The organism is Enterobacter sp. MGH 16, assembly GCF_000493175.1.
GTDB classification, from domain to species: Bacteria; Pseudomonadota; Gammaproteobacteria; order Enterobacterales; family Enterobacteriaceae; genus Enterobacter; species Enterobacter roggenkampii.
In genome coordinates this window covers 3,074,011-3,089,285 of sequence record NZ_KI535695.1, presented here as the reverse complement: position 1 = coordinate 3,089,285, position 15,275 = coordinate 3,074,011, and the positions used below count along the sequence as shown (strand labels likewise).

Sequence of the window (15,275 nt, the reverse complement as noted above, 5' to 3'; positions counted from 1 at the left end):
ATTCCTTAAATTAGAACGTTACTTCCATCTTGTAATAAACGACCGTGTTATCGACGGTATTCTCTTCCAGTGAATCTGGTTTTTTTATAGGCCAGCCCGCGAGGACATACGTTGAAAAATGGCTACCGGTAGCTTTAATCCCGACAGAGCCACCCATCATGAATTGGCTATCACATACGTTGACGCCTTTAGGGCAATTATCTTTGGCAAAGCCCAGGTCATAACCTACATAGGGAATAAGCTGATAGATACCGCCGACGCCAACATCGAATGGAAACTGCAGGGTATTGGCGATCCAGCCGCCGCTATCAACCAGCAGGCTATCGTCCTTGAAGCCGCGTACGGTGAATTCATCGCCCAGCGTTAATTTTGCATCGCTAACCAGTACGTTCGGGGTGTACTGGAACCCTGCGTTGAGTTCATACACGCCACCTAAACGGCCAGACTGAAAAAGCGGACGCGTCCAGCTGGCAATGCCGTTGTACTTGACGTAATCAAGGTCAAACCCTTTAAGGTCGGCATCGTTTTTCCAGGCGGAACCAAACCAGGGAACCGCTGCCGTCACGCCCACATCGCCATAGAACCAGCCGTTCATCAGAGCGCCGACCCAGGTAGCGCCCGACGAAATCGAGGTATAGGTTTTAGAGCTGACGTCTATACGCTGGTTTTCAATGCTGTTGTTGCTATTACGTCTTTCAACTTTTGCCCACCAGCTGGTTTTACCCGTGGCGTTACGGCCGAGCATGCGGCTGACACGCAGAGAAGCACGGTCAGAATCTCCGTCAGAAGCGTAGCTGGCGTTATTGCCGGCAAGCGTTTTGTCGTAGCTGGATTTGTAATAAAGCGCGTCAAACGACCAATAACCCAGTGGGATGCTGTAACTCGTTGACCACGAATCCTGATTATCCTGGTTATTCTTCAGGTTATTCCATGAATAATAAACGTTGAAAATATCATTGATGCCGGCAATGTTTTTAGCGGTTACGCTGCCATAATACTGCTGCCAGCCGTCAGCCTTAAAGCCAGAGTTGTTAAGACCCGCGGTGACCGAAAGAGGGAATGCAGGCACGTGCAGCAGATTAAGATCGGAATAGCTGTTTATAACAGACGGTTGAATTTCAATATTGTCGTTAGGGTAAACGCGCAGCAGGTTTTCGACCATTTGATCGACATCCTGCATGTTCAGAATCTTGTCTTTCGCAAAAGGATAGGCAGTGAACATGCGCGTGCGTTCACGGAAGGACGGCGCTTGCCCGTTAACCTTAAGATCGTGTATTTTTCCCCACATCACCCGCAGAGAGAGTGTGCCCGTTTTGATATTACCGGGCTCAACACCAATCAGCGTCGTGGCATAACCACGAGAAATATAAAAATCGGTCAGTTCTTTGGCCAGTTCAAATATTTCTGTTCGACCGAGCATTTTGCCCTCATAGCGATCGATAATCGCCTGACGCTGCGGTGAGTTGTCAAACTGCGTATCATCAAGGATGACAATATGATTGACCTGAAATTTCCAGTTCGAGTCGCTGCTGGCCAGGGTTTCATCTCCGGCTTCGCGCATTTTTTTTTGTTGCTGGATTAACTGCTCGGTCCGCTTGGCTTCTTCTATTAATGCCTGGCTGGTTTGTCTTTCGAGACGATCCAGTTCCTGTTTATTTTGCTGACCAGGGAGTGCCGCCGTAGCGTGAGCCACAGGAATGAACGGCACTAATAAAAGTGCATATTTTGAAAAACGCTGAAGCACGAATCTCTCCTTGATAATTATCTTAAAGCCATGGTGTATTGAATTGCGCCGACCACCCTGCCAGCACTTAATGAGTTTTCGCGATTAACCTCGGCAGGAACGAATATCTGGGCCTGATAGTTTTTAGTTAAGCGGGATGAAACCTGGAAAGGGTATTCTTTTCCAAGAACAAGGGCCGATGAGACATACGGGCTGGATTTTTCGTAAACCATAATCGCGAAATTTTTCGCGTAGCCTTCGCCGGTCTCGACGCCCAAAAGACCGTTCATTGATGCGAATTTGGTATTGATCAGGGAAGAGAAAGTTAAGCCAACTTGTGCCTGTTCCGGGCATGTGATGGTAATAGAAAAGTCCTTTTTATCACCTTGATAATTTAGCGTATTCTGGAATGAGGCAATACTGTAGGTCCCCAAATCGACGTTGGTCGACGAGGGATAAATGGAACATGAACGCGTATTTACTTTAATTGGCGCTGAGAAATTGATAGTAAGAATACGAAGCGCATCCTCTGGCGTGAGCAAAGGTTTGACTTTTACGTTAACCATTTCGCCGGCAGGGATCTCGGATTCTCCCTGATTAATATTACCTGTCTGCACGAACTCTACCAATACGGTGCTGTTGTCGATAGAACAGCTCGGGCTGCAGGTCACCGGAGAGCCGGAGTTACCCGGCACCCAGGTGTTCCCTGCGTTGGCTGGCCATTTCATCCGAATACCGATACCCGGAATTTCGGTTGTATAGACTTTATCTACCGAGGAAGAGAGATAATTTCGGCTGTAAGCGGTGTGCCACTGCGTTTGCGTTGATTCATCACAGATATATTTGATGTTAGGTGCAGAATACGTTTTCGACCATAAGACCGTTCCAGTGGAGCCTTTATCCGCAGGGTTTAACGTAATGTCGTCTGTAATATTTAAAACCTTTTCCACGCCTTCGAGTCTGCACGCTGAGGCTTTTGCTTCAAGGGTAAACATCCATAAAACGGATAATAAAACGAGATAAAGCAGAGTAGTAATGTATTTATTCATTTTCTGTTAAAGGCCTTTGCAGAGAATATCTATTGCATTAAAGGAGGCGGCTTTATTCATGTTGCGGGTGTTTCTGTTATCAGAAAGGTGATTGACTTCTGCTGAGCACGCGTTCATCACCTTATTACTATTCCATTTAATAACGATCGGCTTGCCAGGTTCAGGTAAGGTCAGCATTGCCAGGCCACCCTGTCCGACCATACCGAGCGTGGTATTGCTACCATCGGTAATGGATGCGCCGAAGGGGATCTTTTGCCCGGAGGCATGTGTGAAGCGCACAAAGGTCTGTTGCTTCTGCTGTGTTTCCATTTTGATATGCACGGCGGCACCGGCGGTTGGCACAATGCTCTTACGCGTATCCTCTACATCGACACTCATTGATGTACCTTTTGGATCAATGAAGACATCGTTGTATCTGTAAGGCGTCAGATAGCCGACAATCCCGTAGCCGTTATCTTTAATGACCGCATTTGAATCAGGGTAAACTCTTGCCCCTTCAGCGCCTTTGGCCTCTATCACGCCAATGGTGTCGCCTAACGTTGGGGTCAAATTGATACCGCCACGGTGCACAACCACGCCACCGTTCATGTTCAGACCGCCCATGAAGCTATGGAGGGACTGGCTGAACGCGACGCCGCCGGAAGCGCTATCGCCCACATAAGACAGGTTGGTACCGAAGTTGGTTTCTGGCCTGCTGGACTCGCTGAAGTAGCCGCTAAAGCCATACTGCGATCGCTCGCCGGCCGAGCCGCTGAGCGAGGTGCGGATGGTGGCCTCATCACTGTTGTAGCTAAAGTTTGCTCCCAGGCGAGCCTGTTTTTCATAACGATGGCCGAGCGGCATAGATACGCTCAGGTAGATCGTATCGTCGTGACCACCGTCTTCATTGTTGGTTCGGCCAAGCGAAATGCCCCAGGTCGACGAGCCAAACCGGTTGTTGTATCCCAGCGCGTAGTTGGATTTTTCCGTGCGGCCCAGTTCATCGTTCCAGATGTTGCCGATGAAACCACTGACGTAGAAACTTCCCCAACCCGCAGGCAGCATCTGGTTGATGTTTGCTTCCAGGCGTTCACGATAGCGTTCGGGTAAATATCGGTCGTTACCATGCTCCAGCGCCTGCTTCACGCTGACGGCATCCGACAGCGAGTAGTAATTTTTACTGGAGTAGCGGTAACCCACCAGGCTGAAATTTGTCCCGGTTTCGGAAAGATTTTTAGCAAGGCTGATACGCAGGGACATGTCACACAGTGAGCCGCAGTCATCGTTCCCGGTGCTGGAGTTAAAGTTCGTATAAGAGCGGGTAACGTCCAGGCCTAATGCCCCCAGCGGGGTATTGATAGCCACACCACCCAGCAGGGCGTTGTAATCGCCATCAAACGCGGTTTGAGCGCCTACGTAACCGGTCAGATTATTAAGCAAACCGTACTGAAGCGTGCCTTCCGTCATCCACGGATCATCGGCAAGAAATGTGTTGCGGATTTCACCCGAGGTGACCGAATAGCGAAAATAGCCTTCGCGCAGCAGCTGCGGAACGCTGGAGTAGGGGACGGTAAAGGAATTGATGGTGCCATCGGTCTCTTTGACGGTGACTTCCAGATCGCCGTTGTAGCCCGTTGCATAGAGATCGCTGATGGCAAACTCGCCTGGGGGAACCACTTTTTCATAGAGGGTACTGCCGGACTGCTTGATGGTGACCGTCGCGTTGCTGTTGGCAAAACCACGAACGACAGGCGCATAGCTGCGCACGGAATCCGGCAGCATGCGATCGTCGGTGGCGAGTCTGACGCCGCGAATAGCCGTTGTATCAAACATCTCCCCGCTGGTGTTGAGATCGCCCAGCACCACTTCAGATTGCCAGGCCGCAATTCCCCGGCTGGCAAATGCCTGCAGATGATCGACCCCTTCATCCTCAATATCATTGCCGAGGTTCAGGGTGTCATAGGTTACAAAACGCCACGCACCGAGCGTCATAGCGGTTTGCAGGTTACCAAAGAGATAGTTGCTGGTTTCACCTAACTCACGGTTGCGCGTGCTTGAACCACTCAGCGCGTAGGAGGCCATGAGGGTAGGTTCACCGTCATCCCATAGTTCAGGGCTGATATAACCCTCTGGTGTATTGAGCAGCATCGCCTGCGGAACGGTGACATCCAGGCGCTCATCATCCTGGTTGTAGGTGACGGTCGCGCCGGGGATAAGCGTTTCGAGGATCAGGCAGCGGCCCGTCTTCCAGTTTTCCGGCAGTTTGCTGGTATCGACATCAAAGCGGATAATCATTTCCGGCGTCATGCAGGCATTTACGCCCTGCGTATTGTTTGCCGGAATAAATGAAATGGGCCAGGTTCCTAATTTCCGCAAGTTGCTAAATACTTCCAGTTTGTAATCACCTGGCTGGATTTTATCTACCCCGTCGAACTGGCTAAGGTCTAATCCACTGTCATAGAAATTCATAAAGCCGCGAGAAAAGTTTACCGCTTTTTTTTCTGTTTCTGCGTTAACCTGGCCTGAAATGCACAATGCCAGAATCATTATCTGGCCAAGGGTACTTTTCGCTTTTTTGAGAAGCCTGTATTTATTATGGCGTGCGGACATTTGACCTTCCGAAAGGTAGAACGTATAAAAAGTTAAAAGTTATAGGTGCGCTTAATATATGCGCCTAAATCAGTGATATAATTGTATTTAAATATGCCGCGTCCACTCACTGCGCTCACCTGCGGAAAGTGATAAACCAGCGTTCCATAAGGGACAATCATGTCACCGGGGATCTCAATGTCTTTATTGTCGGCATTCGTTAGCCACACGCTCGTCATGCTCACGTGGAAAGGCGAATTATTGGTTCCCACCACGTCGTAGCCCTTTGCCACTTTACGCAGTTCCCACTTCAGATCGTCGCCCGCCTGCATGGGATTGCCTTTCAGGCCCGCAGGGCGATAGAAAAATTTGATCATCGTGCGGAACGCCATTTTTATCTGATTCCGATCCGCCTCTTCCGGCAGTTCAGGTGGAATATCCAGTACGTTTAGCCAGAGCAGGGTTTCGCGATCTTTCGGGTATTTTCCTGCGGCTTCCTCTGTCTGGAATATACGGAAAACTTTCCCTTTCTGACCGTTAACGCGCGCAGCGGGAGGGTTGATAAAGAACGGAAGATTCTCCTTCTCCGTCCCATCGGTTTTGTCGGTGCTGGAAAGCCAGACCTGCACCAGCTCCGGGTTTTTACTGAGGTTATTCACGCGAACGGTTTGTTCACTCTCGTTTGCATTGAATGCCACACGAGTTGTTAAAATTTGTATAGTGGCGTTGGCGCAGGGGAACCACGTCAATGTCACCATTAACATTACTTTGAGAATATTACTGACCATCAGGCTCAACGTTCCTAAATGTGGCAGGGAAAGCAGTGGGATCACTCCCACTGCTCAAAGGTCTTACTGGTACTTAATGGAATAAATGACGTCAGTGGTGACTTTACCGGCCGTTGCCGCACCGCCGGTGGCAACGTACTGCGCCCAGTAGTCGAAGCGAGCGGTATTACCCGAAATGACCGCTGTTTTCGGGTTATTGTTTGCGGTGTTCAGATCCAAAACAGCTTTGCTGGAATCTAACAGACCGATTTCAACTTTATCGGCACCACCCGTGGTAACGGTGTTTTTCAGGTTACCGGTCGCGGTGTTGATATTGGTGCTCTGTGCCAGTTCGAAGAAGACGCTGGCGACTTTGTTGTTGGTGCAATTTGAGCCGCTCAGTTTAATGAAGAATGGCGTGTCTCCCGCGCGCTGACCCGCAGTGGCCAGCGCGGTGGTGCTGACGCTTGGCAGATGCACGGTGAAATCAGGAGAGGTGGATTCACCCTGTGCGTCACCGCCTGTAATAATACAGGTGGCGTCACTGATCGTTCCGTCAAAGGTAATTGTGCCATCTTCTGCCGCTGCTGCAGAACCCGCTCCCGCCAGAATGGTAAAAAGACCAATTTTTAAATATTTGTTCATAGATAATTCCATTTAGACATAAATTTTAATAAAGCGGCGGGATTGTAGGGAGTAAAAAAAGAGAAAACCACAGGATGAAACTAAATAAATTCCGAATTGAGACTGTCTCATGCTGTTTATGTATGTATGAATATGGTATGAGGTGTTTTTTTCTTTGAATTACAAGGGCGAAATAGATGGTGGGATGAATTAAATATTCACTTGGAAAATATATGGATTGTAAAGATTATAATATTTTTATGGCTATGATTTTATTTGATGAATAGGATGGGTTGTCTATATATGTTGTATTTATGAGTCGCTTGAATTTAATGGATTCAGGCGCTATTCTTAGCGCCATACAGCATTACGATATGAAACGATCCCTTCCTCGTCGGGCTTAACGACGCGGAAGGGATTTTTTTTCACCTTTAGCAACGATCGTCTATCTATGATACGAGGACAGGACATGAGCACTTTAGGTCATCAGTACGATAACTCTCTGGTATCTAACGCGTTTGGTTTTTTACGCCTTCCGATGAACTTCCAGCCGTACGACAGTGATGCGGACTGGGTGATCACCGGCGTGCCGTTCGACATGGCAACGTCAGGCCGTGCGGGTGGGCGTCATGGCCCGGCGGCGATCCGTCAGGTTTCCACTAACCTGGCCTGGGAGCACAACCGCTTCCCGTGGAACTTCGACATGCGCGAGCGTCTGAACGTGGTGGACTGCGGTGACCTGGTGTACGCCTTTGGCGACGCGCGTGAGATGAGCGAAAAGCTGCAGGCCCACGCCGAGAAGCTGCTGGCTGCCGGCAAGCGCATGCTCTCCTTCGGCGGCGACCACTTCGTGACCCTGCCGCTGCTGCGCGCCCACGCGAAGCACTTTGGTAAAATGGCGCTGGTGCACTTCGATGCCCACACCGACACCTACGCCAACGGCTGTGAGTTTGACCACGGCACCATGTTCTTCACCGCGCCGAATGAAGGTCTGATCGACCCGAACCACTCCGTGCAGATCGGTATTCGCACTGAATTCGACAAAGACAACGGCTTCACCGTGCTGGATGCGGGTCAGGTTAACGATCGCGGTGTTGATGACATCCTCGCGCAGGTGAAGCAGATCGTGGGTGATATGCCTGTGTATCTGACCTTCGACATCGACTGCCTGGATCCGGCATTTGCGCCGGGTACCGGTACGCCGGTGATCGGCGGCCTGACCTCAGACCGTGCCATCAAGCTGGTGCGCGGCCTGAAGGATCTCAACATTGTCGGGATGGACGTGGTGGAAGTGGCGCCTGCGTATGACCAGTCCGAGATCACTGCGCTGGCCGCAGCGACCCTGGCACTGGAAATGCTCTACATCCAGGCAGCCAAAAAAGGCGAATAAGCCTCTTCTGGTGTAAAAAAAACCTCTCCCTGGAGAGGTTTTTTATTGCCTTTAAAAGACGTTAAACGGGTATTCCACGTAAGCGCGGATCTCATCCCCACCCACGTTATAATCGCTGGCGTTGCTGGAGACGCGCAGTACGGAATAGCGCAGTTTCAGTTTCAGATCCTTCGCCGGACCATCCTGCACCTGGTACTGGATCTGATTAAACCACTCGTGCTCTTTGCCGTTGCTGGTTTCTGCGGTTTTGATGTTGTCCCCGCGCACGTAGGCGGTGGTCCAGCTCAGACCCGGCAGGCCAAGGCCACCAAAGTCCAGACCGTAGGATGCCTGCCAGGAACGTTCATCTTCGCCGTTAAAATCAGACCAGTAGGAGTTTGCCAGCCAGATGGTGTTACCGCCATCACCCACGCCGCCCTGGTCGCGGTAGCCGCCGTAGTTGTAGCCGGTGCTGCCGCTGCTCTGCTGGTACGCCACTTTGAACGTGTGAATATCCCAGATGTAGCTCGCCGCCAGGCTCCAGATAGCGTTGCTGCGGCCCGTGTCGAGGCTGTCCGCATAACTCTGGTCCAGACGGGAGTTATAACCGTTGAAGTCGAGCACCAGCTGCTGCCCGGTGCTGAACGGCTGTTTGAAGTTCAGGCCCAGATATTGCTTGTTCATCACCTCTTCATTGTGAGAGGCGTAAAGCGCGCCGCTGAACTGGTCGTTGAACTGGTAGCTCGCGCCGCCGAAGGAGAGGCTCTTCAGCCCGCTGTCGTGGCGGTCGTCACTTTTACGCTGCTCGTCCGTGAAATAACCGGCATTGATTTCCAGACCATCGATCTCTTTTGAGGTCAGCATGGTGCCGGTATAGCTTTCAAACAGCAGGCGGGAGCTGTCGGCATTCACGATAGGCAATTCTGGTCGCTGATTCCCGTAGCTCAGTACGGTATTCGAGATGCGCATTTTGGCGGTTGCGCCAAACTTTGCCAGATCGGATTTTGCCCGGCCGTCGTCTTCCTGCTTAAAGAAGTCGATGCCGCCCGCGCCGCTCTTGCCGCGGCCGCCATCCAGGCGCACGCCGTATTGAGCAATACCGTCCACACCAAAGCCAACCGGTCCTTCAGTATAGCCGGATGCAAACGTGGCGATGATCCCCTGACCCCATTCGGCTTTGTCCTGCTGGCCCTGATGATAATCACGGCTGATATACGCATTGCGTAAAAACAGGTCCAGATGGCTGTCGTCAATAAAACCCTGGCTGTCGGATTGCTGACTTGCAGCGGCAGGTAATGCGGCAAATAAACTTAAAGCAATTAATGATAATTCTTTTTTCACGGAGGGAACGTCTCTGTCTGGATATATTAATTGAATAACTGCAGGGGGGATAATTACCGGAAAAAGTGACCTTTGCAATAATTATGTGACCAGGTGTTTCGATGTGACAGGGCAGATTTTGCGGGGCTTCCAGGGGTGTTATCGATACGTGCTGTTAAGTTAACAATTCATGCGAAATAAAAAGGAGGCAAAACTGCCTCCTTCTGAAATTATTTAATTCCGTCTGCGGCCATACGGTCGCGAATATGCTGTGCGCGTTCTTCTGAGGCAGGGTGATCGTCAAACATGGAGCTTTGACGTCCCGCTTCCAGCTTGGCCAGTTTTTCGAAGCTGGTGGCTAAACCGGATGGATTAATGCCGCGTTTGCGCAACAGATCGTAGGAGTAGTCATCCGCTTCGGACTCCTGGCGCTGGGAGAACTGAGAGTTCACCAGCTTTTCACCTACGTCGCCCAGCTGTGACTGCGACAGGCTGCCAACGATACCGCCTGCAGAGGCTGCCGCTGCGCGGATGGCATTGGTGCCCAGGGCTACCTGCATCCCTTTCTTCACGTGGCCCAGGGCAACGTGGCCCATTTCATGGCCGATAACCGCTTCCACTTCGTTGTCGGTCATCATGTCCATCAGCCCGCTGTAAACGCGGATACAGCCGTTTGCCATCGCGAAGGCGTTGACGTCTTTCGCCATGTACACCTTGTAGTTCACCGGCTGGCCGTTGATGTTATCGCCCAGCGCGGAAGCAATCTTATTCAGACGCTGCGTGTAGGTACTGTCAGACGGCGCAAGGGTGGCTTTTCCGTCCATATCTTTACAGGCCTGGTCGCTCAGCGCTTTTACCTGCGCATCGCTCAGGGAATAGGCCTGAAAGGCCTCTGCGCCTGACGTCATCAGACCGTTAGAGTCCATATTCTGACAGCCGCTCAGCAGGAGCGTTGTACCCAGGGCCAGCACTATTGCACGCATTTTCATGAGGTTGCTTCCGTACTCGTTAATCTGAATAAAATCCGAAAAGTGCACCGTCAGCGAAGCCGGTGTCGGGCTAAGTATAAGGAATATCTACAGGGCCGGGCGAGCAGATTGCGCAACATGCGAGCATGATCCAGAGATTTCTTAACAAGCAAAAGAATGCTCCATGTACATGACTTGCGGCTTGGGTTACATTGTTGGCACTTTTTTCCGGCGTAGCCCAAAACGCGCTGTCGTCAAGGGCATGGCCTTTAACAGTCCGATCTGGAGTTAAAATGTCCTCACGTAAAGAGCTTGCTAATGCTATTCGTGCGCTGAGCATGGACGCAGTACAGAAAGCCAAATCCGGCCACCCAGGGGCCCCTATGGGTATGGCTGATATCGCCGAAGTTCTGTGGCGCGATTTCCTGAACCACAACCCGCAGAACCCATCATGGGCTGACCGCGACCGTTTCGTGCTGTCCAACGGCCACGGCTCTATGCTGATCTATAGCCTGCTGCACCTCACCGGCTACGATCTGCCTATCGAAGAGCTGAAAAACTTCCGTCAGCTGCACTCCAAAACTCCAGGTCACCCGGAAGTGGGCTACACCGCTGGCGTAGAAACCACCACCGGCCCGCTGGGTCAGGGTATTGCAAACGCTGTGGGTATGGCGATTGCTGAGAAGACCCTGGCGGCGCAGTTCAACCGTCCTGGCCACGACATCGTTGACCACTTCACCTACGCGTTCATGGGCGATGGCTGCATGATGGAAGGCATTTCTCACGAAGTGTGCTCCCTGGCAGGTACCCTGAAGCTGGGTAAACTGGTTGCGTTCTATGACGACAACGGTATCTCCATCGACGGTCACGTTGAGGGCTGGTTCACTGACGACACCGCTGCACGTTTCGAAGCCTACGGCTGGCACGTTGTGCGTGGCGTTGATGGCCACGATGCTGACTCGATTAAACGTGCAGTAGAAGAAGCGCGCGCAGTGAAGGACAAACCGTCCCTGTTGATGTGCAAAACCATCATCGGCTTCGGTTCTCCGAACAAAGCGGGTACGCACGACTCCCACGGCGCGCCGCTGGGCGACGCGGAAATCGCACTGACCCGCGAAGCGCTGGGCTGGAAATACCCTGCATTCGAAATCCCATCTGAGATCTATGTTCAGTGGGATGCAAAAGAAGTAGGCCAGGCAAAAGAAGCGGCATGGAACGAGAAGTTCGCTGCTTACGCGAAAGCCTTCCCACAGGAAGCGGCTGAATTCACCCGTCGTATGAAAGGTGACATGCCGTCTGACTTCGACGCGAAAGCGAACGAATTCATCGCTAAGCTGCAGGCGAACCCGTCTAAAATCGCGAGCCGTAAAGCGTCTCAGAATGCCATTGAAGCGTTCGGTCCTCTGCTGCCTGAATTCCTCGGCGGCTCCGCTGACCTGGCACCATCTAACCTGACCCTGTGGTCCGGTTCTAAGCCAATCAACGAAGACACTGCCGGTAACTACATCCATTACGGTGTACGTGAATTCGGTATGACTGCGATTGCCAACGGTATCTCCCTGCACGGTGGTTTCCTGCCGTACACCTCTACCTTCCTGATGTTCGTTGAATATGCGCGTAACGCCGTGCGTATGGCGGCGCTGATGAAACAGCGTCAGGTGATGGTCTATACCCACGACTCCATCGGTCTGGGCGAAGACGGCCCAACTCACCAGCCGGTAGAGCAGGTGGCTTCCCTGCGCGTGACCCCGAACATGAGCACATGGCGTCCATGTGACCAGGTGGAATCCGCGGTGGCGTGGAAATACGGCGTTGAGCGTCAGGACGGTCCTACCGCGCTGATCCTCTCCCGTCAGAACCTGGCGCAGCAGGAACGTACCCCAGAGCAGCTGGCGAATATCGCGCGCGGCGGTTATGTGCTGAAAGATTGCGCGGGCCAGCCAGAGCTGATCTTCATCGCTACCGGTTCTGAAGTTGAACTGGCTGTTGCCGCATGGGAAAAACTGACTGCCGAAGGCGTGAAGGCGCGCGTGGTTTCCATGCCGTCTACCGACGCGTTCGACAAGCAGGATGCTGCTTACCGTGAATCCGTACTGCCTAAAGCGGTTTCCGCGCGTGTGGCAGTGGAAGCGGGTATCGCTGACTACTGGTTCAAATACGTGGGCCTGAACGGCGCTATCGTCGGTATGACCACCTTCGGTGAATCTGCTCCGGCAGAACTGCTGTTCGAAGAGTTCGGCTTCACCGTTGAGAACGTTGTCGCGAAGGCGAAAGAACTGCTGTAATCGCCGTTTTGCCCGGTGGCGCTTATGCTTACCGGGCCTACAAATGGCTCGAAAGTAGGCCGGGTAAGCGCTAGCGCGCCACCCGGCTTTTTTGTAAGCAGCATTATTCCACCTAAAATGTGACGCAAGTCATATAGCTCGCTTATTCATCTGGACAGACATTCCTTTTATTCCCCGATTCGCTTATTCTTGCTGAAGCGTTTCAGTCGATTAAATGTTCGACAAATGACCAATCAATCGCAGTTTGTGACAGCAAGGATTCCCCTTCGGGCGTAGCTGGATTACTCTTTCAGCCACCTCAAACTCAGGGATTGCTTTGCAGGAGATCTATGACCGTACGCGTAGCGATTAACGGCTTCGGTCGCATCGGGCGTAATGTGATTCGTGCTTTGTATGAATCCGGACGTCGGGCGGAAATGACCGTGGTGGCAATCAATGAACTGGCGGATGCTGCGGGCATGGCGCATTTGTTGAAGTATGACACCAGCCACGGACGCTTTGCCTGGGATGTGCGCCAGGAAAGAGATCAGCTTTTTGTGGGTGATGACGCTATTCGTGTGCTGCATGAGAACAGCATCTCCGGGCTACCCTGGCGTGAACTGGGTGTGGATGTCGTGCTTGACTGTACCGGTGTGTATGGCAATCGCGAACATGGCGAAGCGCATCTCTCTGCTGGTGCGAAAAAAGTCCTGTTTTCTCATCCCGGCAGTAACGACCTCGACGCGACCGTCGTGTTTGGCGTCAACCAGCATGAGCTGCAAGCCGAACACCGCATTGTTTCCAACGCCTCCTGTACCACCAACTGCATTATTCCGGTCATCAAACTGTTAGACGATGCGTATGGCATTGAGTCCGGCACCGTGACCACGATTCACTCCGCCATGCACGATCAACAGGTCATTGACGCTTACCACCCGGATTTACGGCGCACGCGTGCAGCGAGCCAGTCAATCATTCCGGTGGATACAAAGCTGGCTGCTGGGATTACCCGAATTTTTCCGCAGTTCAACGATCGTTTTGAGGCGATTGCCGTGCGCGTCCCGACGATCAACGTCACCGCGATCGACCTTAGCGTGACGGTGAAAAAACCGGTAAAAGCGTGTGAAGTCAACCTGTTGCTGCAAAAAGCGGCACAGGGGGCATTTCATGGTATAGTTGACTATACGGAATTACCGTTGGTCTCAGTAGATTTTAACCACGACCCGCACAGCGCCATCGTCGATGGCACGCAAACGAGGGTCAGTGGCGCACACCTTATCAAGACGCTGGTCTGGTGTGATAACGAATGGGGCTTTGCTAACCGAATGCTCGACACCACGTTAGCAATGGCTGCTCAAGGTTTCAGGTAAGGCGCATCGTGCGTCTGCAAAACTTTAAGAATCAACGAGAGGATTCACCATGTCTGTAATTAAGATGACCGATCTGGATCTGGCTGGTAAACGCGTTTTCATCCGTGCCGATCTGAACGTACCGGTTAAAGATGGCAAAGTGACCAGCGACGCGCGTATCCGTGCATCTCTGCCAACCATCGAGCTGGCTCTGAAGCAGGGCGCGAAAGTGATGGTCACCTCCCACCTGGGTCGTCCAACTGAAGGCGAGTACAACGAAGAGTTCTCTCTGCTGCCAGTGGTTAATTACCTGAAAGACAAACTGTCCAACCCGGTTCGCCTGGTGAAAGATTACCTGGACGGCGTTGACGTTGCAGCCGGTGAGCTGGTTGTGCTGGAAAACGTTCGCTTCAACAAAGGCGAGAAGAAAGACGACGAAACCCTGTCCAAAAAATACGCTGCACTGTGCGACGTATTCGTGATGGATGCATTCGGTACGGCTCACCGTGCTCAGGCGTCTACCCATGGTATCGGTAAATTCGCAGACGTAGCGTGTGCCGGTCCTCTGCTGGCTGACGAACTGGAAGCGCTGGGTAAAGCACTGAAAGAGCCTGCTCGTCCGATGGTCGCTATCGTTGGTGGTTCTAAAGTTTCTACCAAACTGACCGTTCTGGATTCTCTGTCTAAAATCGCTGACCAGCTGATCGTTGGCGGTGGTATCGCGAACACCTTCGTTGCCGCTCAGGGCCACAACGTCGGTAAATCCCTGTACGAAGCAGACCTGGTTGACGAAGCCAAACGCCTGCTGGGTACCTGTGATATCCCGGTTCCAACTGACGTTCGCGTCGCGACTGAGTTCTCCGAAACCGCAACCGCGACCCTGAAATCTGTAAACGACATCAAAGACGAAGAGCAGATTCTGGACCTGGGCGACGTTTCTGCACAGAAACTGGCTGAAATCCTCAAAAACGCAAAAACTATCCTGTGGAACGGTCCTGTTGGCGTGTTCGAATTCCCGAACTTCCGCAAAGGGACTGAAATCGTGGCTAACGCAATCGCAGACAGCGAAGCGTTCTCTATCGCAGGCGGTGGTGACACCCTGGCAGCAATCGACCTGTTCGGTATCGCTGACAAGATCTCCTACATCTCCACTGGTGGCGGCGCATTCCTCGAATTCGTGGAAGGCAAAGTACTGCCAGCAGTAGCAATGCTCGAAGAGCGCGCTAAGAAGTAAGCCATTCAAGGGCAGGGAAACCTGCCCAATTTTCAGCGCG

General features: G+C 52.1%; 11 protein-coding genes. 4 read left to right on the top strand and 7 right to left on the bottom strand.

Annotated elements, in window-relative coordinates:
- Window positions 1-10: 10 nt before the first annotated feature.
- From L362_RS08370 to L362_RS08390, 5 genes are all read right to left on the bottom strand, one after another.
- Complete coding sequence (locus L362_RS08370) at window positions 11-1,744, bottom strand: ShlB/FhaC/HecB family hemolysin secretion/activation protein (RefSeq protein WP_023294519.1); 1,734 nt, start codon at window positions 1,742-1,744, stop codon at window positions 11-13.
- Window positions 1,745-1,761: 17 nt separating this feature from the next.
- Window positions 1,762-2,772, bottom strand: coding sequence for a fimbrial protein (locus tag L362_RS08375; RefSeq protein ID WP_023344868.1), 1,011 nt, complete (start codon window positions 2,770-2,772; stop codon window positions 1,762-1,764).
- Between the two features lie 6 nt (window positions 2,773-2,778).
- Window positions 2,779-5,361 (bottom strand): fimbria/pilus outer membrane usher protein, encoded by a 2,583-nt coding sequence (locus L362_RS08380; protein WP_023344867.1) that lies wholly within the window; start codon window positions 5,359-5,361, stop codon window positions 2,779-2,781.
- 32 nt (window positions 5,362-5,393) lie between these two features.
- Window positions 5,394-6,098: a fimbrial biogenesis chaperone gene (locus tag L362_RS08385; protein ID WP_225828762.1), complete on the bottom strand. Its 705-nt coding sequence runs from the start codon at window positions 6,096-6,098 to the stop codon at window positions 5,394-5,396.
- 93 nt (window positions 6,099-6,191) lie between these two features.
- A complete protein-coding gene (locus L362_RS08390) occupies window positions 6,192-6,752 on the bottom strand; it encodes a fimbrial protein (protein WP_008499738.1) in 561 nt (186 codons plus the stop codon).
- A 448-nt stretch (window positions 6,753-7,200) separates the two neighbouring features.
- On the opposite strand from L362_RS08390, the gene speB reads away from it, so the two are divergent.
- Window positions 7,201-8,121, top strand: coding sequence for an agmatinase (speB, locus tag L362_RS08395; protein WP_008499737.1), 921 nt, complete (start codon window positions 7,201-7,203; stop codon window positions 8,119-8,121).
- 51 nt (window positions 8,122-8,172) lie between these two features.
- Here speB and L362_RS08400 read toward each other — a convergent pair whose 3' ends face one another.
- Together L362_RS08400 and L362_RS08405 are read right to left on the bottom strand one after the other, a co-directional pair.
- Window positions 8,173-9,441 (bottom strand): OprD family outer membrane porin, encoded by a 1,269-nt coding sequence (locus tag L362_RS08400; RefSeq protein ID WP_021242067.1) that lies wholly within the window; start codon window positions 9,439-9,441, stop codon window positions 8,173-8,175.
- Between the two features lie 209 nt (window positions 9,442-9,650).
- Window positions 9,651-10,409, bottom strand: a complete 759-nt coding sequence (locus tag L362_RS08405; protein ID WP_008499735.1) for a metalloprotease LoiP — start codon at window positions 10,407-10,409, stop codon at window positions 9,651-9,653.
- A 272-nt stretch (window positions 10,410-10,681) separates the two neighbouring features.
- Here L362_RS08405 and tkt point away from each other — a divergent pair, with 272 nt between their 5' ends.
- The 3 genes from tkt (at window position 10,682) to pgk (ending at window position 15,235) form a co-directional block, all read left to right on the top strand.
- Window positions 10,682-12,673, top strand: coding sequence for a transketolase (tkt, locus tag L362_RS08410; RefSeq protein ID WP_023344866.1), 1,992 nt, complete (start codon window positions 10,682-10,684; stop codon window positions 12,671-12,673).
- 329 nt (window positions 12,674-13,002) lie between these two features.
- Complete coding sequence (gene epd, locus L362_RS08415; RefSeq protein ID WP_023326032.1) at window positions 13,003-14,022, top strand: erythrose-4-phosphate dehydrogenase; 1,020 nt, start codon at window positions 13,003-13,005, stop codon at window positions 14,020-14,022.
- Window positions 14,023-14,071: 49 nt separating this feature from the next.
- Window positions 14,072-15,235: a phosphoglycerate kinase gene (gene pgk / locus L362_RS08420; protein ID WP_008499732.1), complete on the top strand. Its 1,164-nt coding sequence runs from the start codon at window positions 14,072-14,074 to the stop codon at window positions 15,233-15,235.
- The last annotated feature ends 40 nt before the right edge of the window (window positions 15,236-15,275 follow it).